At 74.7% G+C, this 20,738-nt stretch carries 19 protein-coding genes and 1 riboswitch; of the genes, 9 read left to right on the forward strand and 10 right to left on the reverse strand.

The genetic code is table 11. The features are described from left to right. Positions 1-52 precede the first annotated feature (52 nt). The 3 genes from ACFWOG_RS01695 to ACFWOG_RS01705 are packed head-to-tail and all read right to left on the reverse strand — an operon-like array spanning position 53 to position 3,293. The gene (locus ACFWOG_RS01695; protein WP_380353690.1) at positions 53-1,339 is read right to left on the reverse strand and encodes an STM4014 family protein; all 1,287 of its coding nucleotides are present in this window, start codon (positions 1,337-1,339) and stop codon (positions 53-55) included. Between the two features lie 10 nt (positions 1,340-1,349). Then, positions 1,350-2,279 (reverse strand): STM4015 family protein, encoded by a 930-nt coding sequence (locus tag ACFWOG_RS01700; RefSeq protein WP_380353691.1) that lies wholly within the window; start codon positions 2,277-2,279, stop codon positions 1,350-1,352. Positions 2,280-2,339: 60 nt separating this feature from the next. Next, positions 2,340-3,293, reverse strand: a complete 954-nt coding sequence (locus tag ACFWOG_RS01705; protein ID WP_380353694.1) for an STM4015 family protein — start codon at positions 3,291-3,293, stop codon at positions 2,340-2,342. Between the two features lie 214 nt (positions 3,294-3,507). Here ACFWOG_RS01705 and ACFWOG_RS01710 point away from each other — a divergent pair, with 214 nt between their 5' ends. Further along, positions 3,508-3,834 carry a hypothetical protein gene (locus tag ACFWOG_RS01710; RefSeq protein ID WP_329881116.1) on the forward strand — a complete coding sequence of 109 codons (327 nt, stop codon included), beginning with the start codon at positions 3,508-3,510 and terminating at the stop codon, positions 3,832-3,834. 163 nt (positions 3,835-3,997) lie between these two features. After that, the gene (locus tag ACFWOG_RS01715; RefSeq protein ID WP_380353697.1) at positions 3,998-5,191 is read left to right on the forward strand and encodes a DUF6745 domain-containing protein; all 1,194 of its coding nucleotides are present in this window, start codon (positions 3,998-4,000) and stop codon (positions 5,189-5,191) included. A 163-nt stretch (positions 5,192-5,354) separates the two neighbouring features. On the opposite strand, the gene ACFWOG_RS01720 is transcribed toward ACFWOG_RS01715, so the two are convergent. Together ACFWOG_RS01720 and ACFWOG_RS01725 are read right to left on the reverse strand one after the other, a co-directional pair. Beyond that, positions 5,355-5,564 carry a hypothetical protein gene (locus tag ACFWOG_RS01720; RefSeq protein ID WP_329881113.1) on the reverse strand — a complete coding sequence of 70 codons (210 nt, stop codon included), beginning with the start codon at positions 5,562-5,564 and terminating at the stop codon, positions 5,355-5,357. Between the two features lie 189 nt (positions 5,565-5,753). After that, positions 5,754-7,247 (reverse strand): phosphatase PAP2 family protein, encoded by a 1,494-nt coding sequence (locus ACFWOG_RS01725; RefSeq protein ID WP_329952795.1) that lies wholly within the window; start codon positions 7,245-7,247, stop codon positions 5,754-5,756. Between the two features lie 190 nt (positions 7,248-7,437). Here ACFWOG_RS01725 and ACFWOG_RS01730 point away from each other — a divergent pair, with 190 nt between their 5' ends. Next, complete coding sequence (locus tag ACFWOG_RS01730; protein WP_329881110.1) at positions 7,438-8,085, forward strand: lysophospholipid acyltransferase family protein; 648 nt, start codon at positions 7,438-7,440, stop codon at positions 8,083-8,085. Positions 8,086-8,712: 627 nt separating this feature from the next. After that, positions 8,713-9,528, forward strand: a complete 816-nt coding sequence (locus ACFWOG_RS01735) for a class I SAM-dependent methyltransferase (protein ID WP_380353701.1) — start codon at positions 8,713-8,715, stop codon at positions 9,526-9,528. On the opposite strand, the gene ACFWOG_RS01740 is transcribed toward ACFWOG_RS01735, so the two are convergent. Further along, on the reverse strand, positions 9,515-11,176 hold the full coding sequence (locus ACFWOG_RS01740; RefSeq protein WP_380353703.1) for an ABC-F family ATP-binding cassette domain-containing protein: 1,662 nt from the start codon (positions 11,174-11,176) through the stop codon (positions 9,515-9,517). The genes ACFWOG_RS01735 and ACFWOG_RS01740 overlap by 14 nt on opposite strands. Before the next feature lie 232 nt (positions 11,177-11,408). Here ACFWOG_RS01740 and ACFWOG_RS01745 point away from each other — a divergent pair, with 232 nt between their 5' ends. Beyond that, positions 11,409-12,317, forward strand: coding sequence for a RimK family alpha-L-glutamate ligase (locus ACFWOG_RS01745; protein ID WP_380353704.1), 909 nt, complete (start codon positions 11,409-11,411; stop codon positions 12,315-12,317). Positions 12,318-12,747: 430 nt separating this feature from the next. After that, a riboswitch (M-box (ykoK) riboswitch) is annotated at positions 12,748-12,921 on the forward strand. A gap of 360 nt (positions 12,922-13,281) precedes the next feature. Then, complete coding sequence (locus ACFWOG_RS01750) at positions 13,282-14,451, forward strand: magnesium and cobalt transport protein CorA (RefSeq protein ID WP_329952791.1); 1,170 nt, start codon at positions 13,282-13,284, stop codon at positions 14,449-14,451. On the opposite strand, the gene ACFWOG_RS01755 is transcribed toward ACFWOG_RS01750, so the two are convergent. From ACFWOG_RS01755 to ACFWOG_RS01765, 3 genes are all read right to left on the reverse strand, one after another. Continuing rightward, positions 14,418-15,836, reverse strand: a complete 1,419-nt coding sequence (locus ACFWOG_RS01755; RefSeq protein ID WP_380353707.1) for an MFS transporter — start codon at positions 15,834-15,836, stop codon at positions 14,418-14,420. The two genes, ACFWOG_RS01750 and ACFWOG_RS01755, sit on opposite strands and share 34 nt — an antisense overlap. Beyond that, on the reverse strand, positions 15,833-16,003 hold the full coding sequence (locus ACFWOG_RS01760; protein WP_380353710.1) for a hypothetical protein: 171 nt from the start codon (positions 16,001-16,003) through the stop codon (positions 15,833-15,835). The genes ACFWOG_RS01755 and ACFWOG_RS01760 overlap by 4 nt, the downstream gene beginning before the upstream one ends. A 330-nt stretch (positions 16,004-16,333) precedes the next feature. After that, positions 16,334-16,708, reverse strand: coding sequence for a hypothetical protein (locus ACFWOG_RS01765; protein ID WP_380353711.1), 375 nt, complete (start codon positions 16,706-16,708; stop codon positions 16,334-16,336). Between the two features lie 101 nt (positions 16,709-16,809). On the opposite strand from ACFWOG_RS01765, the gene ACFWOG_RS01770 reads away from it, so the two are divergent. Beyond that, complete coding sequence (locus ACFWOG_RS01770) at positions 16,810-17,907, forward strand: helix-turn-helix transcriptional regulator (protein ID WP_355403938.1); 1,098 nt, start codon at positions 16,810-16,812, stop codon at positions 17,905-17,907. 138 nt (positions 17,908-18,045) lie between these two features. Then, entirely contained in the window at positions 18,046-19,071 is a 1,026-nt protein-coding gene (gene lepB / locus ACFWOG_RS01775) for a signal peptidase I (RefSeq protein WP_380353714.1), read from the forward strand. Positions 19,072-19,107: 36 nt separating this feature from the next. Here the strand turns inward: lepB and ACFWOG_RS01780 are convergent, their stop codons facing one another. Continuing rightward, the gene (locus ACFWOG_RS01780; protein ID WP_380353716.1) at positions 19,108-19,785 is read right to left on the reverse strand and encodes a TetR/AcrR family transcriptional regulator; all 678 of its coding nucleotides are present in this window, start codon (positions 19,783-19,785) and stop codon (positions 19,108-19,110) included. A 346-nt stretch (positions 19,786-20,131) separates the two neighbouring features. Here ACFWOG_RS01780 and ACFWOG_RS01785 point away from each other — a divergent pair, with 346 nt between their 5' ends. After that, on the forward strand, positions 20,132-20,716 hold the full coding sequence (locus ACFWOG_RS01785; RefSeq protein WP_329881097.1) for an NADPH-dependent FMN reductase: 585 nt from the start codon (positions 20,132-20,134) through the stop codon (positions 20,714-20,716). Positions 20,717-20,738 lie beyond the last annotated feature (22 nt).

Below are 20,738 nucleotides of genomic sequence, written 5' to 3' on the forward strand. Positions count from 1 at the left end.
ACGGGCGCGGGCATGGTGGGCGTGGGCGCGGTGGGCCGGGTGGTCCGGTGGTTCATCGGGGCTGTTCCGTACCTGGGTGGTGCGTCGGATCCTGCCCGGGGCCGGGCAGGAGGAGGGCGGCGAGCTGGGCGGCGTAGGTGTCCAGGCCCTCGGCCGGGCCGCCGGGCAGACCGGTGAGGTTGGGCAGCAGGTCACCGAAGGCGTTGACCTCGCCCACCAGTGCCCGCCGCCAGTCGGCGACGGGAAGCACGTCGACACCGACCATCGGGGAGTTCGGGAAGCACCGGGCCGCCCGCTCCGCCGTCTCCAGGAGCGCGGGCCACGCCGGTCCGGCGGCCTCCCGGGCCAGCGCCAGGCTGCCGCGGGAACCGCCGAGGTGCAGGTTGGTCATCGGCTGCGGGCTGGTGCGGACCACCACGTGGGTGGCCCGTCCGGCGATCACGACGACCCGGAGGTCGGCGGAGCGGCCCGACTGGGCGGCCTTCGGGACCCACTGCTCGACGTGCAGTCCGTCCGGGGCGAGCCGGTCGACCAGCTCGGCCACCACGGGCTCGTCCCGGTAGCGTCGGACCTGTAGCGAGTTGTGGAGCTCCCCGCCGGCCAGCTCCACCGAGGTGGTCGCCTGCACCTGGCCGCGGGGGCCGAACTCCAGCGCCACCACCCCCGAGGCGGAGGAGCCGTGGGAGGGCTTGAGGAAGACCCGCCGCAGCCCGGCGACCGCCAGCCGCTCGCGCAGGTCCTCCCAGCCGGTGACGGCGGCGCCGCCGAGCGCCCGGGGCACCGGTACGCCGGCCGCCGACAGCAGCGCGTGCGTGCGCCGCTTGTCGAACATCACGGCGATCTCCGCAGGGTCGCCGAGCAGCCGGACACCGGGTGCCTGCTCCAGCGCGCGCAGTGCGGTCGTCACCCGCGCGTACCAGGCCGCTCCGCCCTCGACCCTGGTCGGTGCGTAGCCGTCGCCGAGGGCAGGCCCGCGCAGCAGCGCGTCCACGGCCTCGTCCTCGCCGGGCGACTCGATCCGCACCAGGCTCCCCCCGGGCAGCCGGTGGGTACCGTGCAGCACGTCGATCCAGGGCAGCACGATGGGTTCCGGCAGCCCGGCGGCACGTGCGGCGGCGGCGAACAGCGTCACCCGGCGGTGGCCCGGGTTGCCGAGCACGGTCAGTCGCCCGGACGCCGGGAGCCGGTGGCCGCCCCGGGCGGGGCCGGTGGTGCCAGCCGGGCGGGTAGCCGTGGCGTCGATGCCCGTGCCCGTGGCGATGCCGCCGCCCGTGGCGGTGTCCGTGTGCGCGGTGGGGGCCGCGGCCGGAGGCGGGGGCCCGGGGCGGGAGGTCGTCATCGCCGCCCGCCTACTCGGCCACCGCGACGTAGCGCCACTCGCTGTCCGGATCCTCCGGCTCGGAGAGGTCGATCGCCACGCCGGGCAGGGAAGCGCGAATCCGTTCCTGCATCGCGTCGGTGAGGTAGTGGTGGTGCAGGTCGAGCGTCCTGAGGTGGGTGAGCGGCTGGCCGTCCAGGAGCGCGGCCGCGCCCTCGTCGGTCAGCGTCCCCATCGAGAGGCCGAGCGTCCTCAACCGGGCCACCACGGGGGCGTGGGCGACGGCGGCGGCGATCTCGTCCTGGAACATGCTGTTCTGCAGCCGGAGGTGGCGCAGCGCCGGCAGCCGGGTGCCGTCGAGGAACGGCGTCAGGTCGTCGACGTCGGAGCTGCCGCCGTGGTCGTCGACACCGAGCCAGAGCTCCAGCCCCTCCAGGGCCGGCAGCTCGCTCGCCGCGACCCCCCGGACCAGCTCGGCCGACAGGCCGCCGGCCTCGAAGCGGAGGTCCACCAGGCGGTCGTGCCGGACGGGGCTGAGCCGCAGCCCGTTGCCGCCGCGCACCACCAGCTCGGTCAGCTGCGGGAACGCCGTCACCACCGGAGTGATGTCCGACATCTCCAACCAGGAGATCTCGCAGTCCTCGTACGTCACGTCGGCGATGAAGAGCGCCTCCAGCGCGCTGAGCCGCGTGGCGTCACCGACCAGGGCGGCGAGCATCTGCTCAGCCGGTTCGTGGTCGTGCGGCCACCACGTACCGATGACCAGTGCGCGCACGGAGGCCGGGTCGACGGTGGCCAGGAAGTCCGCCCAGAGCGCGTCGAACCCGCCCTCCGCGGCGTACTCCACCGACAGCCGCCACGCGACGGCGCCGGGCTCCGGGAGGGCGTCCGGGCCGCTCCGGTCGGTGGGGAACCCGACGACCGGCAGACCGTGGAACTGCTCGTTGGTAGAGGTGATCATGGTGCCCCCCTGGGCTGTACGACTGACGGGTGGTGGGGAGGTGGTCCTTCCGCGGCCGGGCTACTCGGAGACCGCCACGTAACGCCACTGGTCGTCGGGCTTGCCGCCCCCGGAGAGGTCGACCGACACCCCGTGCAGCGCCTCGCGCAGCCGCTGCTGCATCGCGTCGGTGAGGTAGTGGTGGTGGAGGTCGAGCGTCTTGAGGTGGGTGAGCGGCTGGCCGTCCAGGAGCGCGGTGGCGCCCTGGTCGGTGAGCACGCCCATCGAGAGGTCGAGCGACTCCAACCGGGCCACCACGGGGGCGTGGGCGACGGCGGCGGCGATCTCGTCCTGGATCGCGCTGTTCTGGAGGCCGAGGTGGCGCAGCGCCGGGAACCGGGTGCCGTCGAGGAACGGCGCGAGGTCGTCGAGGGCGGTGTCGCCGCCGTAGTTCGGCACGCCGAGCCAGAACGCCAGCCGCTCCAGCGCGGGCAGCTCGCTCGCCGCCACCGCCCGCGGCACCCCGACCGGGAGCCCGCCCGACTCGAAGCGCAGCGCTCGCAGGTGCTCGTGGCGCACCGGCTTCAGCGACACCCCGTCCCCGTCGACGCTCTCCCCGGAGGCGCCGCGCACCACCAGCTCGGTGAGCAGCGGGAACGTCGTCAGCAGCGGCGTGACGTCGACCATGTCGATCCAGGAGATCTCGTTCTCCTCGTACGTGATGTCCCCGACGAACAGGCCGCGCAGCGCCGGCAGCCGGTCGGCGGCGCCCAGGATCGCGGCCAGCGGCTCGGCGAAGCTCTCCGGTCCGTCCTTCGACCACTCGCCCACCACCACCGCGCCGACCCGGCCCGTGTCGACGGCGTCCAGGAACTGCTGCCAGCGCTCGACCCAGCCCGTGGAGGCGTCGAACTCGACGGCGACCTTCCAGGCCACCGCGCCGGGCTCCGGCAGCTCGCCGCCCTCGTCGACGGCCGCGACGAAGTCGAAGACCGGCAGGCCGTGGAACTCCTCGATGTGCTTGTTGACCGTCATGCGCTGCTCCTGGAGGTGTCGGTGCGGGCCGAACAAGTGTCTACCAGGCGGGTCGGACAATCCGGTGGCCGGGGCGGAAACCGGGCGCGTCACGGCGGCGGCGCCGGCTGCCGGCGGGCCCCGCGCCCGGCCCGGACCGGCCGTTGTCAGTCCCCTGTCCTAAGGTCCGGGGCGTGGGATTCCGATGGTCCGTCGGACCGGTCGAGGAGGACTGATGTACCGCCAGGGTGACGTGCTGATCGTGCCGGTGGAGGAGTCGGCGGTGCCGACACGGGTGGGCTCGCTGGCCCCGCAGCCCCGGGACGCGCGGGGCAGGCTGGTCCTCGCGCTGGGCGAGGTGACGGGCCATGCCCACGCCGTGGTCGGCCCGGGGGAGCTGCGTCGCGAGGCGGGGCCGTTCGGCGCGGCCTGGCTGCACCTCGTCGAGGGCGGCCGGGTCGTGCACGAGGAGCACGCGGCGATACCGCTGCCCAAGGGCTGGTACCGGGTGGTCCGCCAGCGCGAGTACGTGCCGGGATCGGTCCGCGTCGTCGCGGACTGACGGCCGTCGGGCGACCGGGCCGCCGGGTCCACGGTGCCCGCGACCTCGGCGGGGCCCGGGGTGCACGGCGGTACAGGGCGCTGAACGCAACGGAACGACGGAACGGAACGGAACGGACGTGGGGTGCCCGGGTCGGGTGCCCGGCCCGGGATCGGAGTGTGTGATGACGGCGGCGGAAGCGGTGGAGACGGTGCGGACGGCAGTGGACCGCGGGGTGGCCGGACCGGCCGAGGTGACGGCCCGTTGGCGGGCGGGAGCGGCGGCCACCGGCCCGGCCGACCGGGACGGGGTCGAGCGGGCCGTGCGGGCCGCGTACCGGGCCGTGGGGCTGGCGGAACCGGCCGACATCCGGTGGTTCGGCTCGCCGCTGGCGGCTGCGGCGACGGCGCTGGAGCTGCACGGCTCCGGCGCGGTCACCGTGCGCGAGACGGTCCGGACCAGGCCGTGGGACGCGGTCCGGGGCCGCGCGGTCGAGCGGGTCGGCGCGGGCGGCTGGGCACCGCTCTGGGCGCTGACCGGCGGTGAGCTCGGCCCGGTGACGAACGCGCTGGCCGACCGGATCCGCAACGCCGTGCTCGACCGGCTCGCCCCCGAACCCGACACGGAGGAGGAGCCGGACGAGGTGGTCGATGCGGCCCTGCAGCGCCGCACGGCCGCCCGGCTCGCCCTGCTGGAGGCCGTCCGCGGCCAGCACGACGCACCGTGGTTCGCCGCGTTCGAAGCGGCCGGTGTCCTGGGACCGGCTCCGGCCGATTCGAGCGATTCGGGTGATTCGGGTGATCCGAGCGGTGCGGCGGACCGGGACGGCGCCGGTGGGGCGATCGCCGCGCTGGCCGAGGTGGCGCTCGGTGTCGGCTGGTGGTGGCCGTACGAGGACGTGGTGCTGATCAGCGAGCGGCCGGTCGAACTGCACCGTGACGAGGCCGGCCGCCTGGACCGGGCCGACGGACCCGCCGTCGCGTACGCCGACGGCTTCGCCCTGCACGCGTGGCGCGGCATGCCCGTCCCGGCCGAGTTCCTGGCGGGTCTCGGCTCCGTCACCGTCGAGCGGATCCGCACCGAGGAGAACGCCGAGCTGCGCCGCGTCCTGCTGGAGCACTACGGCTACGAGCGGTACCTCGCGGACTCCGGCGCCGAGCCGCTGCACCGTGACGGGACCGGGGTGCTCTGGCGGATCCAGCTGCCCGACGACGAGCCGGTGGTGATGGTGGAGGTGGTCAACTCGACCGCCGAGCCCGACGGCACCTTCCGGACGTACTGGCTGCGGGTCCCGCCCGGCACCCGCACCGCCCGGGCCGGGGTGGCGTGGACCTTCGGGGTGCCCGAGGAGGAGTACCACCCGCAGCGCGAGACCTGATCGGGCTGGAGGAGGGACTTCAGGTCGGCCGAGTACCGGCGCGAGGCCCTGCGGACGCTCCACCGGCTCCGGAAGCCGGTGCCGGCCGCGTGAGGTCCCGGCGCACGCGACACCGCCCGCGCCGGAGGGGGCGCGGGCGGTGTCGTAGGTCAGAGTGGGGGAGTCAGGAAACGTTGTTGGCGTTGAAGGCGCCGATGATGGCGTCGCCGCCGGTGTTGTAGATGTCGCCGCCGGCGAGCTGGTTGCCGGTGCCGATGACGGTGATGGTGGTGACGGTGACGGTGTCGCCGCCGTCGGCGAAGGCCTGGGTCGGGACGGCAACGGCGCCGACGGCGGCGAGGAGAACGGCGAAGGTGCGGACGGTGCGGTACATGGTGGTATCCCTTCGTAGACCAACTGTGTGGTGAACACTAGGGACCCGGGTCGGGCCACCGGAGGGAATGTCACTCGAATGGGGTGAGCTGCGTGTCGTCCAGGCCCTTCCGGCGTTGTCGGCGGCGCAGCGCCGCCGCACGCGGGCCGGGTGCGGGCCGGGTGCGGGGCCGCTGCGACGGTTCCCGACTCAGTCCAGGGCCGGCCGGTACACGGTGAGCGCCTGGCGGGCCTTGGCCAGCCGCAGCGCACCGGCCGCGGGGACGGACTCGCCGTCGACCGCGATCCGGTCGGCGCTCCCCAGCGCGTCGAGGTCGAGGGCGCCGAGACGGGCGGAGTGGTAGACCCGGGAGCGGGAGAGGGTCCCGGAGAGGAAGGCGGCGGCGAGCCTGGTCCGGCCGAACGGGCTACCGCCGTCCACGATCCGGATGTCCAGCAGGCCGTCGGCGAGACCGGTCCGGTGGGTGGGGGCGAAGCCCGGCGGGTCGTACGCGCCGTTGCCCGCGAACAGCAGCCAGAGCCGCCGGTCGCGGCCGCCCGCCCGGACGGTGACCGGTTCGGCGGCGGCCAGCACCCGGACCACCGCCACCGCGAGCGCCGGCCACTTGCCCAGCCGCCCCTCCAACGACTCCCGCACCCTGACCAGCTCGGGGTAGACGCCCAGACTGAAGGTGTTGAGGAAGTGCCGCCGCTCGGTGTCGTCGGCGGCGATACCCAGGTCCACCCCGCAGGCGGTCCCGGCGGCCACGGCCGCCGCGGTCGCCTCCGGCCCGTCGATGCCGAGGTCCAGGGCGAAGTGGTTGAGCGTGCCACCGGGGAACACCGCGAGCGGGAGGTTCCGCTCGACCGCGAGCCCGGCGGCCAGGTTCACGCTGCCGTCGCCGCCGCAGACCCCGAGCGCCCCGCCGGCCGCTGCGGCGCGGTCGGCCGCCTCGGTCAGCAGCGTGGGAAGGTCGTCGTCGGGTCCGCAGACCCGGACGTCGGCCCGCGTCAGGAGCGTGCGCAGCAGCTCCGCGGTCTCCTCCGGTCCGGCGGGCGTCAGGGCGCCGCTGCCGGAGCCGCTGTTGACCACGACCGACAGCCCGGCTCCCTCGGGCAGCGCCGGGGCCGCGCGGCGGGGCGGGCCCGCGGGCGGCGGCACGTCGGACGACCTGGGCCACCATCGCAGGGTGAGCGCGGCGAGCGCGGAGCCGAGCGCGAACCCGGCCAGCACGTCGCCCGGGTAGTGCGCACCGGTGTAGACCCGGGACGCCCCGACGGCCAGCGCCACCGGCACCACCACGGCCGCGGCCGCCGGGGACTCGATCGCGACCGCGGTGGCGAAGGCGGCGGCGGAGGCCGAGTGGCCCGAGGGGAACGAGGTGGTGATCGGCTGGCGCAGCAGGCGGCGGGCGGCCGGCACCGGGTCCAGCTGCGGGCGCGGACGCCGGGTCAGCTGTTTGGCGGCGATGTTGGCCACCGTGGAGGCGAGCGCCAGCGAGCCCACCCCGCGCAGGGCCGCCCGCCGGCCGGCCCGTCCGCCGACGGCCCCCAGCACGGCGGCGGTGCCGAACCAGAGCACGCCGTGGTTGGCGGCCCGGCTCAGTCCGCGCATCCACGGCGCGGTCCGCCGCCCGGTGCCGCGCGAGCGGGCCGTGGCGATCCGCGTGAACAGGGCTTGGTCGAGTACGTCCAGTCGCCTCATCCACGTGAGCCTAGACAGGGTCGGCCCGGAATGCGAGGTCGGGACCTGCTCCGGAGCGTCTCGCAACCGGCGACGGCCGGTCGGATCCGTCCCGGTCGAAGCTGAGTACGGGTACTCAGGCGCACCGCAGCGGGCTCCCGCAGACTGGCCGACAACACTGCGAAACCGTCACAAGGACCACGCCACCGCCATGATCAGTCGCACCGCAGCGTTCCTCGTCCCCGCTCTCGGCCGTCTCCAGGTCACCGCCGAAGGCTCCGAACTCCCCGCCCCCGGCAGCATCGTCGCGGCCAACCACACCTCGCTCGCCGACCCGGTCGTCGTGTTCGCCGCCCTGCACCGTCTCGGCATCCGGCCGGTCGTGCTGGCGACGGCCGGGCTCTGGCGGATCCCGGCGCTCGGGCAGCTGCTGCGCCGCGAGGGGCACATCGCCGTCCACCGGGGTACCGCGCGGGCCTCCGAGGCCCTCGACGCAGCCGCGGAGGCACTCGCCGCCGGGCGGGTCGTCCTGATCTACGGAGAGGGCGGGCTGCCCCGCCGCCGGGACTCCGGTGAGCAGCCGCCGGGGCCCTTCCGCAGCGGCCTGGCGCGGCTCGCCCGCGCCGCCGACGCTCCGGTGGTCCCGCTCGGGCAGGCGGGCTCCCGGCGGCTCACGTCGGGCGGCTCGTTCAAGCAACTGGCGGGCCTGGCCACCGCACCGGTCCGCCGTCCGACCCTCCACGTCCACCTCGGTGCGCCGGTCCGGCTGGCCGGCGACGCCGTCGAGGCGACGGCCGCGGCCCACCGTGCCGTCACGGCGGCCTGGACCGTTGCCGCGCGCCGGGCCGAGGCCGCCTGAGCCGGCGGGGTCCGGGGGCGGTTCCGGGCGGTTCCGGTCGGGCGGGTGACGGGCCGTCGACGGCCGGGGACCGGCGCGGGAGCGGCAGTGTCAGTGTCGGTGCCCTACGGTCGCGGCACGGCCGGGGGGCGCAAGGAGACGAACGGACTGTTCTCGGCGATCGCCCGCACGGTGGTGGTGGTGGTGGTCGACGACACGGAGGCGGCGCCGACCTTCTACCGCGACCTACCGCGACGGGCTGGGCCTCACGGTGCTCCTCGACGGTGCGGCGGCGGGGCGGCAGACCGGCGGGCTGCCGTTGCCGGTCCTCCACACCGCGGACCTCGACCGGGTGGAGGCCCGGCTCGCCGAGCTCGGGGTGTCCACCACACCCGGGGTACCGGAGACGGTGGCCCGGACCGTTCACTGCACTTCCGGGACCTCTCCGGCAACGAGCGGGTCGCCGCCCGGCTCGCCTGAGCCGGAGGCGGCCGGTCGGGAACCCTGCGGTCCGGAACTCCGCCGTCGGGAGCCGCGCGGGCGGTGACGATCCGGCGGCAACGATCCGGCGGCGACGATCCGAGGCCGGGGCGGGGTCGGACGCGGCCGGGGGAAGCAGGGCGGACCGGAGCGGGGCAGGATGGGCCCATGGAGCGGACGTTCGAGGAACTGGTGGCCGAGGCCGAGGCGGTGTCGGTCGACGGGTGGGACTTCTCCTGGCTGGACGGCCGGGCGACCGAGGACCGCCCGTCGTGGGGGTACCAGCGGCTTGTGGGGGAACGGCTGGCCCGGGTGTCGGCGGCCCTGGACGTGCAGACCGGCGGCGGTGAGGTGCTGGCGGGTGTGGCCGGGAGCTTCCCGGCCACGATGGTGGCCACCGAGTCCTGGCCGCCGAACGTGGCCCGCGCGACCGGGCTGCTGCACCCGCTGGGCGCCGTCCTGGTCGCCGATCCGGACGAGCCGCCGCTGCCGTTCGCCGACGGCGCCTTCGACCTGGTGACCTGCCGGCACCCGGTGACGGTCTGGTGGGAGGAGATCGCCCGGGTCCTGCGTCCGGGCGGCAGCTACCTGGCCCAGCACGTCGGGCCGGCCTCGGTGTTCGAACTGGTCGAGTACTTCCTCGGGCCGCAGCCCGAGGCACGCCGGGCCCGGCGACCGGAGGACGAGGCCGGGGCCGCCCGGGCCGCCGGACTGGAGGTCGTCGACCTGCGCTCGGAGCGGCTGCGGACGGAGTTCCGCGACATCGGTGCGGTGGTCTACTTCCTGCGCAAGGTGGTCTGGATGGTTCCGGGCTTCACGGTCGGCGCGTACCGGGATCGGCTTCGTGAGCTGGACGCCCGGATCCGGGCGGAGGGGCCGTTCGTCGCCCACTCCGCCCGGTTCCTGATCGAGGCCCGGAAGCCCCGGGACCCCGGCCGGCCGAGTGCCCCGGACGACCGGGGCGGGCCGGTCAGCCTGCCGTGACCAGGTCGAGGTAGCCGTCGTTCCACAGGTCCTCGTCGCCGTCCGGCAGCAGCAGGACCCGGTCCGGGCGCAGCGCCTCGACGGCCCCGGGGTCGTGGGTGACCAGCACGATCGCGCCGGGGTACGTGCCGACCGCGGCCAGGACCTCGGCGCGGGAGGCGGGGTCGAGGTTGTTGGTGGGCTCGTCCAGCAGCAGGACGTTGGCGCCGGAGTGGACCAGTCCGGCCAGGGCGAGCCTGGTCTTCTCGCCGCCGGAGAGGACTCCGGCGGGCTTGTCGGCGTCGTCGCCGCGGAAGAGGAACGCGCCGAGCACGTGCCGCAGTTCGCCGTCGGTGAGGTCGGGCGCGGCCCGGGAGAGGTTCTCCCGGACGCTGCGGGCCGGGTCGAGGGTGTCGTGTTCCTGGGCGAAGTAGCCGAGTCTCAGCCCCGGGCCGGGGACGACCCGGCCGCCGTCGGGGTGCTCGTGGCCGGCCAGGATCCGCAACAGGGTGGTTTTGCCGGCGCCGTTGTGGCCGAGCACGACCAGCCGGGTGCCCCGGTCGACGGCGAGGTCGAGGCCGGCGAGCACGCGCCGCCCGTCGTAGGACTTGGCGAGGCTGACGGCGCCGAGCGGCATCCGGCCGCAGGGCGCCGGGTCGGGCAGCCGGATCCGGGCCGTGCGCTCGGCCCGCCGGGCCGGTTCGAGGGCGGCGAGCATCCGGTCGGCGCGGCGGGCCATGGAACGGGCGCCGACGGCGGTCGCGACGTTGGCCCGCATCCGGTCGGCCTGGGCGTGCAGCGCGGTGGCCTTCCGCTCGGCGTTGGCGCGTTCGCGGACGCGGCGGCGTTCGTCGGCGTCGCGTTGGACGAGGTAGGCGGCCCACCCGGTGTTGTGGACGTCCACGGCGGCACGCTGCGGGTCGAGGTGGAAGACCCGGTTGACGGTGGCGGCGATCAGCGGCACGTCGTGGCTGATCAGCGCCACGCCGCCCGGGTAGCCGGCCAGGAAGTCCCGGAGCCAGGCGACGGCGTCGGCGTCCAGGTGGTTGGTGGGCTCGTCGAGGAGCAGGGTGTCGTGGCCGGCGAAGAGGATCCTGGCCAGCTCGACCCGGCGGCGCTGACCGCCGGAGAGCGCGCCGAGCGGGCCGTCGAGGACTCGGCCGGGCAGGCCCAGGCCTGCCGCGACCCGGGCGGCCTCGGCCTCCGCCGCGTAGCCGCCTCGAGCCTGGAACTCGGCCTCGGCCGTGGTGTAGGCGGCCATGGCCCGGCGTTGGGCCCGTTCGGGAGCGGCGGTCCCGGTCGCGGGATTCCTCGCTGAACGGCCCGTCGCCGCGACCACGGCGGTGGCGGCCTCGGCCAGCGCGGTCTCGGCGGCGCGCAGGGCGCGGACGGCGGAGTCCAGACCGCGCGCGGACAGGATCCGGTCCGTGACGGTGACGGCCGGGTCGGCGGCCCTGGAGTCCTGCGCCAGGTAGCCGACCGGGCCGGTGCGGGTGACGGTCCCGGCGGCGGGCCGGATCCGGCCCGCCAGGGTGGAGAGCAGGGTGGTCTTGCCGGCGCCGTTGCGGCCGACGAGGCCGATACGGTCGCCGGGCGCGATGTGGAGGGTGACGTCGGACAGCAGCAGGCGGGCGGCGACGCGCACGTCGACACCACGGGTGGTGATCATGGGATGACGCTCCGGAACAGCGGACGGACACACGGGTGGCGTGGAGGCGGGTCCGTCAGCTAGGAGATGCGGGGCGTCGACATGGGGCCGACGGTAGCGCGGGAGGCCGGTGCTTCGCATCCGGATTTCCGTCCGGCCGGGGCGGAGGGGGGCGTGCGTGCGGGACACGGTCTTGCCTGACCATGTCCGCGACATGTTCCATGGCTCCATGGGGCGCAGCGAGCTCGTTCTGATGACCGATCACAGTTCGTCCGAGGGCAGTCGGGAGGCGCTGGCCTCCGCCGTGCACAGGCTCACCGGCCGGGCACCCGTGCTGCTCGACGCACGGCACTTCATGGCCGGCGGTCCCGGCCTGGTGCGCGGCGTCGACGGCGGGGTCAGCCTTGAGGTGCCCGGCGAGGGCCTGGCCGTGGCCGCCACGGCGGTGCTCCTCTACGAGATACCGCCGCACCGGCGGACGGAGCTCGCCGACTGCCAGCGCGCGCTGCGCGAGCACGGTGTGCGCTCGCTGGGCACCGCCGTGGACGGCTGGCGGGTGGCCACCGACAAGCGCCTCGCGGTGGAGCGGTTCGCCCGGGACGGCGTCCGCCAGATGGCCACCCTCACCCTCTCCCGGCCCACGCCCGAGGAGGCGGCCGAGGTCTTCGACCGGCTCGGCGGCGACGTCTGGGCGAGGCCGGCCGTCGGGATGAGCGGCCAGGACGTGTTCCACGTCACCACCCGGGCCCAGCTCGCCGACGCCGCCCGGTGCTACGCCGAGGCCGGCACCGACTGGCTGCTCGCGAGTGACGCCGGCAACTTCACCGCCGACGGACGGCGTCACCAGTTCCGGGTGACGGTGCTGAACGGGCGGGCGATCCGCGCGGTCGAGCACGTGCAGGCAGACCCGGACGCACCGTGCAACCTCGCCCGGGGTGCCGTCTCCACCCCGCTTCCGGTCGACGACCTGCCCGCCGGACTGGCGGAGCTGGCGGTCGAGGCGACCGGAGCGGTGGGGCTGCCGTTCGCCGCCGTGGACCTGGCGGCCCAGAGCGGCGGTGTGGTCTTCGAGGTCAACGTCCACCCGGCGTTCGGTTCGCCGGGCGCGCTGGAGGCGGTCGCGGTCCCGTACGTCGCCGCCCACCTCGAACCGTCCCACTGAACCGTCCCTCTGAACGGTCGCACTGAACGGTCGCACCGAAGTCCCGGTCGAACGGTCCCACCGAGCCGCCGTACCGAGCAGCCGCGGACGGCTGCCGTCCGGTCGGCATCCCCGCCGGCCCGTCGCCGATCACCGCCGTCGTGCCCCGTTCGGCGGTCGTCCGGGGGTCGTCCGGGGTCGTGCCGAAGGGAGCCGCACTACCGAGCGTAGTCGACCGAGCGTGGATCCACTTCGGCGTCACGAGGTTCGCCGATCGTCTCAAAACTCCTTCAACACAGAGGTGCTGACGGTTCGAAAGGTGTGAACGGAGGGTCGCGCGGAAGGGCTTTCGCCGCCGTCGCGCGCCCCTTCGGGCGTGTTCCGCCGGATCGGGCGCGGGCCCCCTGGTCGAAGGGAGTCCCCGGTGGGTACTAGACTCATTGAAGTTGTGAAGGCACCTCGTTCGGTGAGGCGTCGCCACGGACACAGGCCACTGACCCCACGACGTCGAGAGACGCCCAGGGTCAGGACAGGTCTCCCCGGCCTAAGGGGTGACCCCAAGTGGCTGCACCCCCGGGTGCTACGCCGTGGCGTGCCAAAGCTCTGACGAGATCAGGGGTGCCCACCCGTTTCTGTCGCGGGCACGTGTGCGTGCGGCCGGACGGTGTGGATCCTCCTGGTGGCCCGGTCACGGTGACCCTGCGTGGGCGCCCCGACGGCGAGGAGGTGAGATCGGTGGAGAGCAGTAGCCCGGGTCGAAGTCGGCCCTGCCCCAGGACGTCCCCCCCATCTCCTGGCCCCCGGCACTTCTCCTCCCGCACCGCTTCCGGCTCCCGTCGTCGCACCGCCCGCCGCTGATCCCGGCAGGCGGCACCGCGCGGCCGGGCGCCGTGCGTGGTGGAGGGCGGCCGGGCGTCTCCCGCCTGCCCCGCCCCGAGCCTTCCGGCCGGGTGCGGTGGCCCCCGAACAGCGGAGGTACCCCGCCATGTCCGACTGGCGTGTGCGCGCCGTGCGCGCAAGCAAGCGTCCGTTCTCCCGTTCCGCCGTCCCGACCCGCTCCACCGACACCCAGCCCGCCCCCGAGCACTCGATGGACCCGCGCCCGGACCAGCCGGCCGAGGACGTCAGCCTGGAGCGTTCGGTCGTCGACGCCGCCGTCTACCGCGAGGGCCGCCGGATGCCGACGCCGGCCAACCTGGCGGACGTCTACCGCGAACTGCCCGGCAAGCCCGGCACGATGGCCTGGATCGGGCTCTACCGCCCGGCCGAGGCACAGCTGCTGGAGGTCGCGGAGCGGTTCAACCTGCACGAGCTGGCGGTCGAGGACGCCATCGTCGCCCACCAGCGGCCGAAGCTGGAGCGCTACGGCGACACGCTGTTCGTCGTGCTGAGGGCCGCCCGGTACCTCGACGACGTGGAGGAGGTGGACTTCGGCGAGATCCACCTCTTCGTCGGCCCCGACTTCGTGTTCACCGTCCGCCACTCGCAGGCCCCCGACCTCTCGGCGGTGCGGCGGCGCCTGGAGGCCGACCCGGAGCTGCTCGCGCTGGGCCCGGAGGCCGTCCTGTACGCGGTACTGGACGCGGTCGTCGACGGCTACGCGCCGGTCATCGCGGGCCTCCAGCACGACATCGACGAGATCGAGACCGAGGTGTTCGGCGGGGACCCGCAGGTGTCCCGGCGCATCTACGAACTCTCGCGCGAGGTCATCGAGTTCCAGCGCGCCACCCGACCGCTGCTGGAGATCATGAAGAGCCTGGAGGCCGGCTTCGGCAAGTACGGCACCGACGACGAGCTCCAGCGCTACCTGCGGGACGTCGCCGACCACGCGACCTACGCCGCCGAGCGGGTCGACGGCTTCCGGCAGATGCTGCAGAACATCCTCACCGTCAACGCGACCCTGGTGTCGCAGCGGCAGAACGAGGAGATGAAGCAGCTCGCGGAGGCCGGGCACGCGCAGAACGACGAGATCAAGAAGATCTCCTCCTGGGCGGCCATCCTCTTCGCCCCGACGCTGATCGGCACCGTCTACGGCATGAACTTCGACTCGATGCCCGAACTCAAGTGGGCCTTCGGCTATCCGTTCGCGATCGCCCTGATGGCGTTGGTCTGCACGAGCCTCTACCTGGTCTTCAAGCGCCGCAACTGGCTCTGACGGCCGCGGCGCAGGCTCTTCGTCCCGCGCGCGTCCGCCCCTGCGCCGTCCGCCGCGTCGCTGCCCGCCTCGGCGTCGTCCGCCGTGCCGCCGTCCGCCGCGTCGCTGCTCGTCCGGCCGTCGGCCGGTGGGCGGAGCCAGAGGAGGACGGCCAGGGTCAGGGCGGCGACGCCGAGGAGCCAGCGGGGCGGTCCGGCCGGGAGCACCCCGAGGGCGAGGCCGGCCAGGGCGCCGACCAGTTGCAGGGCGAGCGACTGGACGGAGAGCGCGGTGGCCCGGGCGTCCGCCGTGACGGCCCGGTGGAGCAGGGCGCCCTGGCTCGGTCCGGCCGTGCCCAGCCCCAGGTAGGCCAGGCCGTACCCGATCACGGCGGACGCGGCGGCGGCCGGGCCCGCGGTGTTCGCGGTGACGGCGAGCAGCAGGAGGCCGGTGGCGCAGAGCACGAGGCCGACCGGAACGGCGCGGGCGTCGCCGAACCGTTCGGCGGCGCCCGGGGCGATCCTGGCGCCGAGCGCGGAGCAGAGGAAGCCGGCGCAGGCCAGCCCGCCGACCAGGACCGCGCCGGACTCCACGGTCCCGGTGAGGTCGGCGGCCCGCCCGGGGGTGAGCAGTTCGACCACCGCCAGGCCGGCCCCGGTGGCGGCGGCGGTGAGCACCACGCGCCGGACCACGGCGTTCCGCCTGCCCAGCCGCAGGCCGGTGGCGATGGTGGTGGGGACGTCGGCGACCACCGTGCGCAGCGTCGCCGGCGGCCGTGGGGGTTCGGCGAGGGCGGCCAGGACGTAGCCGGAGAAGACGGCCGCGACGACGGCGCCCAGGAGGACCGGTACCGCGAGCGGCAGGACCAGGCCGCCGGTCGCCAGGGTGAGGCGGTCGCCGAGGTCACCGGAGAGCAGCCACGGCACGGCCCCGCCGACCAGGGTGCCGACGGCCAGGGCGACGGAACCGGTGGCGCTGCCCCGGGCCAGCCCGGGGCGGAGGTCGCCGTCGGCGCCGGTCCGGGCGTGCACGGCGTCGACGTACCAGGCTTCGGCCGGGCCGCTCGCCAGCGCGCGCGAGGCACCGAGCAGCACCATGCCGGGGAACAGCAGCGCGGGGGAGTCGCCCAGGGCGAGCAGGGTGAAGGCGGCGATGCCGACCAGACCGGCGGCGGCCAGGACGGGTCGGCGGCCGAGGACGTCGGAGAGCCCGCCGGTGGGCAGCTCCAGGGCGGCGGTGGTGAGCGAGTGGGCGGCGAACAGCCCTGCGACGGTGCCGAGCGGGAGGCCGCGTGCGGTGAGCAGCAGCACCAGGGGGGCGGTGGCCAGGCCGAGCGGTAGCCAGTAGAGCAGGCAGGTCGTCAGGTACCGGCGGCGGGCCGCGTGTTCGTCCGGCGGAACGGTCATGCGGGATCGTCCTGGCCGGTGGATGCGGGCGCGGGTGCGGCCGTGGGCGCGGCCACGGACACGGGCGCGGATGCGCGGGCGGCCGTGGGGACGCCCCCGTCGGTGGGTGCCGGGGCGGGTGCCGGGGCCGGGGCGAGCGGCCCGGCGGCGGTGATCGACGCGACCATGGGAGGAGGGTAGACCGCTCCGGGCACTCTGCAGAAGGAGTTCCGCAGCCTCGGTTCCCTCCCGTCAGGGTCACAACTCGGCCGCACCACAGGTGATCTGACGGTCCGGAGGGAATGGGTGCGAGGGACTGTTCGGAACGAGGGGGCGGGCCGTGGGCGGGCGGGGGCGGCTGCTGTGGCGGCTGGTCGGGGCGGCGGTGCTGTTCGGAGTCCTGGCGGGACTCGCGGCATCGCTGGTGGTGCTGGCGCTGACGGGGCCGGTCGACGGGATCCGGGAATACACGAGAGAGCACTGCGTCGTGATCTGGGGGAGAAACTGCTGACGCTCCCTCAGGGGCGGTCGAACAGCGGGGCGCCGCCGGCCAGACGGGACCATTCGGCGTCCGGATCGCGCTGGGTGCGGTAGACGAGGTGCAGCCGCACCGCGCCGTCGGGGGAGGCGAAGCGTGCGAGCGGCCCGTCGGCACCGGGCAGCGCGCGCGGCTCGGCCCACTGCTGGGCGAGAACGGCCAGGGGCGCGCCTCCGTCCACGGTCAGCACCCAGGTGGCGCGGCCGCCGGAGACGGACGCGGGGTAGCGGGCCGCGAGCAGCGCGAGGCCGGCCTCGTGCACCGTCGCGCCCTCCCGGAGGGCGAGTTCGGCGGCGTGCGGGGCATCGGTGTCGTCGCCCATCGCGACGCTGTCCCGGGTGAGTCGGACCATCACGAGGATGAGAATACGCTGCTCCGACCCCTCCCAGAGGCGGATGCCGAACCCTCCGTCAGGCGCATGGGAGGGTGGTGGGTATGCATGCTAGCTTCCGGCGCATGGGATCACGTGGGGCACGTGGAGCAGCGGCACAGCAGGCGATCGAGGGGCTGAAGGAGCTGGTCGGGGAGGGTCTGGCGGTCGAGGAGCTGTTCCGCCGGGCGGACGAACTCCTGCGCGGCGTGCTGGAGTACGACGCCGTCTGCTGGCACTCGGCGGACCCGGCGACGGGCCTGGTGACGTCCGTGCTGAGCGACGACCTCAGCCTGGCGACCTTCGAGGACGCCGTCCGGCTGGAGGTGTGGGAGGACGACTACGCGACCTTCCCCAAGATCCGTCTCAGCGGTGTCCGGGCGGAGACGCTCAGCCGGGCCACGCGGGGGGAGCTGAGCGAGAGCATCCGGTTCCGCGAGCTGATCAGCCCCGCCGGGTTCGGCGACGAACTGCGTGCGGTGTTCGACGCGCACGGCGGGATGTGGGGCTGCGCGGCTTTTATGCGGGGCGCCGACCGGGGGCCGTACCTCGGCCAGCAAAGGGAGTTGGCCGACCTCGCGGCGCGGCACCTGGGCAACGCGCTGCGCGCGTGTCACCTCCCGGCCGTCGGCGAGGCAGGTCCGGGGGCCGGCCCGGGAGAGGGGGAGCCCGGTCCGGCCGTGGTCGTGCTCGGCCCGTCCAACCGGCTCCTCGCGATGGCGGGACCGGCCGAGGACCTGCTGCTCCGGCTCGCGGACCCGAGCCGGACGTCGCTCGGCGTCCCGACCGCCTTCGCGATCGCGGCCGAGCAGGCGCGTCGGACCGCCTGCGGGCTGCCGGTGCCGCAGACGAAGATACGGGTGCAGGACCGGGACGGTCAGTGGTACGTGCTGCACGGGTCGGCGCTGAAGGGCGGCGCGGCCGGCGAGGTGACGGTGGTGGCGGCCCCGGCGACACCCGCCGACGCCATGCCGCTCTACCTCTCCGCCTACGGGCTGACGGTGCGGGAGCAGGAGGTCGCGCTGCTGCTGGTGCGCGGGTGCGACACCCGGGACGTCTCGCGGCTGCTCGCGATGACGCCGTACACGGTGCAGGACCATCTCAAGTCGGTGTTCGCGAAGGCGGGCGTGGCCAGCCGCCGCGAACTCGTCGCCCGGATCATGCTCGGAGGCGGGGCCCCGTAGGGGCGTGAACGGGTGTACGTTCTGACGGGTCGGCAGGCGCCGGACCGGTGACCGTGACGGGAACCACCGTTCGTTAGCTGACCATGGGGGGTTCCGCACCGGGCCCGCCGGGCCGTCCGGAGGGGGCCAGGAATGAGCATGGACGAGACCGCAGGTCCGGCGGGAACCGGTGGTGGCGGCGGAAGCGCCGGAGGCGTCGGGGGAGACGGCACCTCCACCACGCCCGGAACGGCGACCGCCGTCGACGGCCCGGGCGGCCCGGGCACGCCGGAGCAACCGGGCGGTGACGGTACGGGCGGTGACGGCGGCCCGGGCGGAGGCGACGTCGGTGACGGCGGGGCCGGCCGCCGGGCGGGGAAGGAACGGCGGAAACGTCCGCTCTGGCAGGAACTGCCGCTCCTGATCGGCATCGCGATCCTGCTCTCCCTGGGCATCAAGACCTTCTTCGTCCAGGCCTTCTCCATCCCCTCGGGCTCGATGCAGCACACCCTGGAGAAGGGTGACCGCGTCCTGGTCGACAAGCTCACCCCGTGGTTCGGCGCCGAGCCGGAACGCGGCGAGGTGGTGGTCTTCAGGGACCCGGGCGGCTGGCTGGGCCCGGTGCCCAGGTCCGAGGGCAACGGCTTCGTCGAGGGCATCCGTACGGCGCTCAGCACCGTCGGCCTGCTGCCGTCGGACGACGAGCAGGACCTGATCAAGCGCGTCATCGCGGTCGGCGGCGACACCGTCGAGTGCAAGGAGGGCAGTCCGGTCAGGGTCAACGACGTGGCGCTGGACGAGCCCTACCTCTTCCCCGGGGCGACACCCTGCGGGGACGCGCCCGTCGGCACCGTCACCGTCCCCAAGGACCACCTGTGGGTGATGGGGGACCACCGGAACGACTCGCGCGACTCGCGTTTCCACGTCAACGAGCCGAGCGGCGGCTTCGTCCCGGTGAAGAACGTGATCGGCCGGGCGTTCGTGATCGCCTGGCCCCTGACGCGCTGGGACACCCTGCCCGTGCCGGACACCTTCGACCAGCAGGGCCTCGCCGCCGGCAGCACGTTGGGCGGGTCGGCGGGTGACCCGCTCGGAGGGCCTCCGGCGCCGGAGGCCGCCGTGACGGCCGTCGCCGTTCCCCTCGCCCTGTGGGCGCGCCGGCGCACCGCCCGCAGGGGGCGCTGACCCCCTCGCACCGCCGGCCCGTCCGGCTCGCCCCGGTCAGGCGCGGCGGGCGCCGTAGCGGGCGAGGAAGAGGTCGATCCCCGCCTCGATCACCACGGCGAGCTCCGCGTCGTCGACCGGGGTTTCGGGGGCGAAGGTGTGCGTCAGCTGCGGGATGCCGACGGTGATGGCCACCAGTTGCTGGACGGCGAGTCCGGGATCGGGCACGTCCAGCTCGCCCCTGGCGGTCAGCTCGGTGAGCGCCTCGACCAGGGGGCCGTTGTTCATGTCGTAGGTGACCTGGTACCAGAGCCGGCCGAGCTGGGGGAACCGGTCGATCTCGCCGATCACCAGGCGGCGCAGCGACATGATCTCGGGGCGCAGCAGGATCCGGGCCAGCTCGGTGGCGTGCCGGACCAGCGCGCCGCGCAGGTCCGGGGAGTCGGTGACGGCGCGGCCGGCCGGCGCCAGATCGGCGTAGGTCCTGGGCAGGACGCCGCCGACGACGGCCAGGAACAGGCGTTCCTTGCTGCCGAAGTGCTTGTAGATGGTGGCCTTCGAGACGCCGGACCGGCCGGTGATGGTGTCCATCGAGGCCGCCGAGTAGCCCTCGGCGAGGAACTCGGCGAGCGCGGCGTCGATGATCGCCCGACGCTTGCGGGAGGCGGCGTCGGAGGGGTCCGGGATGATCGGGATGCCGTACTGGTCGGTCGCGTCCTGGGGGTCGGCTCCCATGGCTGTCCTTCGCGCGGTGGTGGGGGGTGCGGGGCGGGGTGGCGGCGTCGGTCCGCCGGTGGCGTCCGGTACCGGGCACCGAGGCCGGAATCAGGAGGAACCGGGCACCGGGAACGGGCGCCCAGTATATGAACTGAACCGTTCGGTCGGCAAAGGAGGGCGCCGGTCGTACCGGTGGCGACGCGGGCCGGGAGGGCCGGGTGCCGTCACGTCCCGAATGAACTACACCGCCCGGTGCACTGTCAATACTGAACTGTTCAGTTGACACTCTGAACTGATCGGTTTAGTTTTCTCGGTGTCGGCAACGACGAGCACGAAACGACCACCTCCACCGAAGGAGCCCGCCATGACCGCCTCCAGGATCTTCGCCATCTCCGGCTCGCTGCGTGCCGACTCGCACAACACCCGACTGCTGCGCGCCGCACAGAAGTTCAACCCGGGCGGCCAGGAGATCGAGATCTACGAGGGCCTGCGCGACATCCCTCCGTACGACCTGGACCTCGACACCCCCGAGCTGCGGCCCGCCGTCGTCCAGGACCTGCGCCGCCGGGTCCAGGAGGCCGACGGCCTGCTGATCGCCACGCCGGAGTTCAACTACTCCATCCCCGGCGTGCTCAAGAACGCCATCGACTGGCTGAGCACCGACTGGACCCGCACCGAGGGCCTGCCCCTGCACCGCAAGCCGACCGCCATCCTCGGGGCCGCCCCGACCAACTTCGGCACCGTCCGCGCCCAGCTGGCCCTCCGTCAGGTGTTCGTCTGGACCGAGACCGACGTCGTCGTGAAGCCCGAGGTCATCGTCTTCCGGGCGCACGAGCGCTTCGACGGGGACGGCAACCTCACCGACGAGACCACCGTCGGACTGCTCCAGGGCCTGCTCGCCGCGCTCCAGGAGAAGATCGACGCCCGCGCCGCCCGCCCGGCGAGCTGACCACCGGCGCCGACGACGGCAA

Source organism: Kitasatospora sp. NPDC058406 (assembly GCF_042722765.1).
GTDB lineage: Bacteria > Actinomycetota > Actinomycetes > Streptomycetales > Streptomycetaceae > Kitasatospora.

Bases quoted from the DNA above. Each gene is read 5' to 3' on its own strand.
- ACFWOG_RS01695 (WP_380353690.1), bottom strand. From the start codon at position 1,339: ATGACGACCTCCCGCCCCGGGCCCCCGCCTCCGGCCGCGGCCCCCACC.
- ACFWOG_RS01700 (WP_380353691.1), bottom strand. From the start codon at position 2,279: ATGATCACCTCTACCAACGAGCAGTTCCACGGTCTGCCGGTCGTCGGG.
- ACFWOG_RS01705 (WP_380353694.1), bottom strand. From the start codon at position 3,293: ATGACGGTCAACAAGCACATCGAGGAGTTCCACGGCCTGCCGGTCTTC.
- ACFWOG_RS01710 (WP_329881116.1), top strand. From the start codon at position 3,508: ATGTACCGCCAGGGTGACGTGCTGATCGTGCCGGTGGAGGAGTCGGCG.
- ACFWOG_RS01715 (WP_380353697.1), top strand. From the start codon at position 3,998: ATGACGGCGGCGGAAGCGGTGGAGACGGTGCGGACGGCAGTGGACCGC.
- ACFWOG_RS01720 (WP_329881113.1), bottom strand. From the start codon at position 5,564: ATGTACCGCACCGTCCGCACCTTCGCCGTTCTCCTCGCCGCCGTCGGC.
- ACFWOG_RS01725 (WP_329952795.1), bottom strand. From the start codon at position 7,247: ATGAGGCGACTGGACGTACTCGACCAAGCCCTGTTCACGCGGATCGCC.
- ACFWOG_RS01730 (WP_329881110.1), top strand. From the start codon at position 7,438: ATGATCAGTCGCACCGCAGCGTTCCTCGTCCCCGCTCTCGGCCGTCTC.
- ACFWOG_RS01735 (WP_380353701.1), top strand. From the start codon at position 8,713: ATGGAGCGGACGTTCGAGGAACTGGTGGCCGAGGCCGAGGCGGTGTCG.
- ACFWOG_RS01740 (WP_380353703.1), bottom strand. From the start codon at position 11,176: ATGATCACCACCCGTGGTGTCGACGTGCGCGTCGCCGCCCGCCTGCTG.
- ACFWOG_RS01745 (WP_380353704.1), top strand. From the start codon at position 11,409: ATGACCGATCACAGTTCGTCCGAGGGCAGTCGGGAGGCGCTGGCCTCC.
- ACFWOG_RS01750 (WP_329952791.1), top strand. From the start codon at position 13,282: ATGTCCGACTGGCGTGTGCGCGCCGTGCGCGCAAGCAAGCGTCCGTTC.
- ACFWOG_RS01755 (WP_380353707.1), bottom strand. From the start codon at position 15,836: ATGACCGTTCCGCCGGACGAACACGCGGCCCGCCGCCGGTACCTGACG.
- ACFWOG_RS01760 (WP_380353710.1), bottom strand. From the start codon at position 16,003: ATGGTCGCGTCGATCACCGCCGCCGGGCCGCTCGCCCCGGCCCCGGCA.
- ACFWOG_RS01770 (WP_355403938.1), top strand. From the start codon at position 16,810: ATGGGATCACGTGGGGCACGTGGAGCAGCGGCACAGCAGGCGATCGAG.
- lepB (WP_380353714.1), top strand. From the start codon at position 18,046: ATGGACGAGACCGCAGGTCCGGCGGGAACCGGTGGTGGCGGCGGAAGC.
- ACFWOG_RS01780 (WP_380353716.1), bottom strand. From the start codon at position 19,785: ATGGGAGCCGACCCCCAGGACGCGACCGACCAGTACGGCATCCCGATC.
- ACFWOG_RS01785 (WP_329881097.1), top strand. From the start codon at position 20,132: ATGACCGCCTCCAGGATCTTCGCCATCTCCGGCTCGCTGCGTGCCGAC.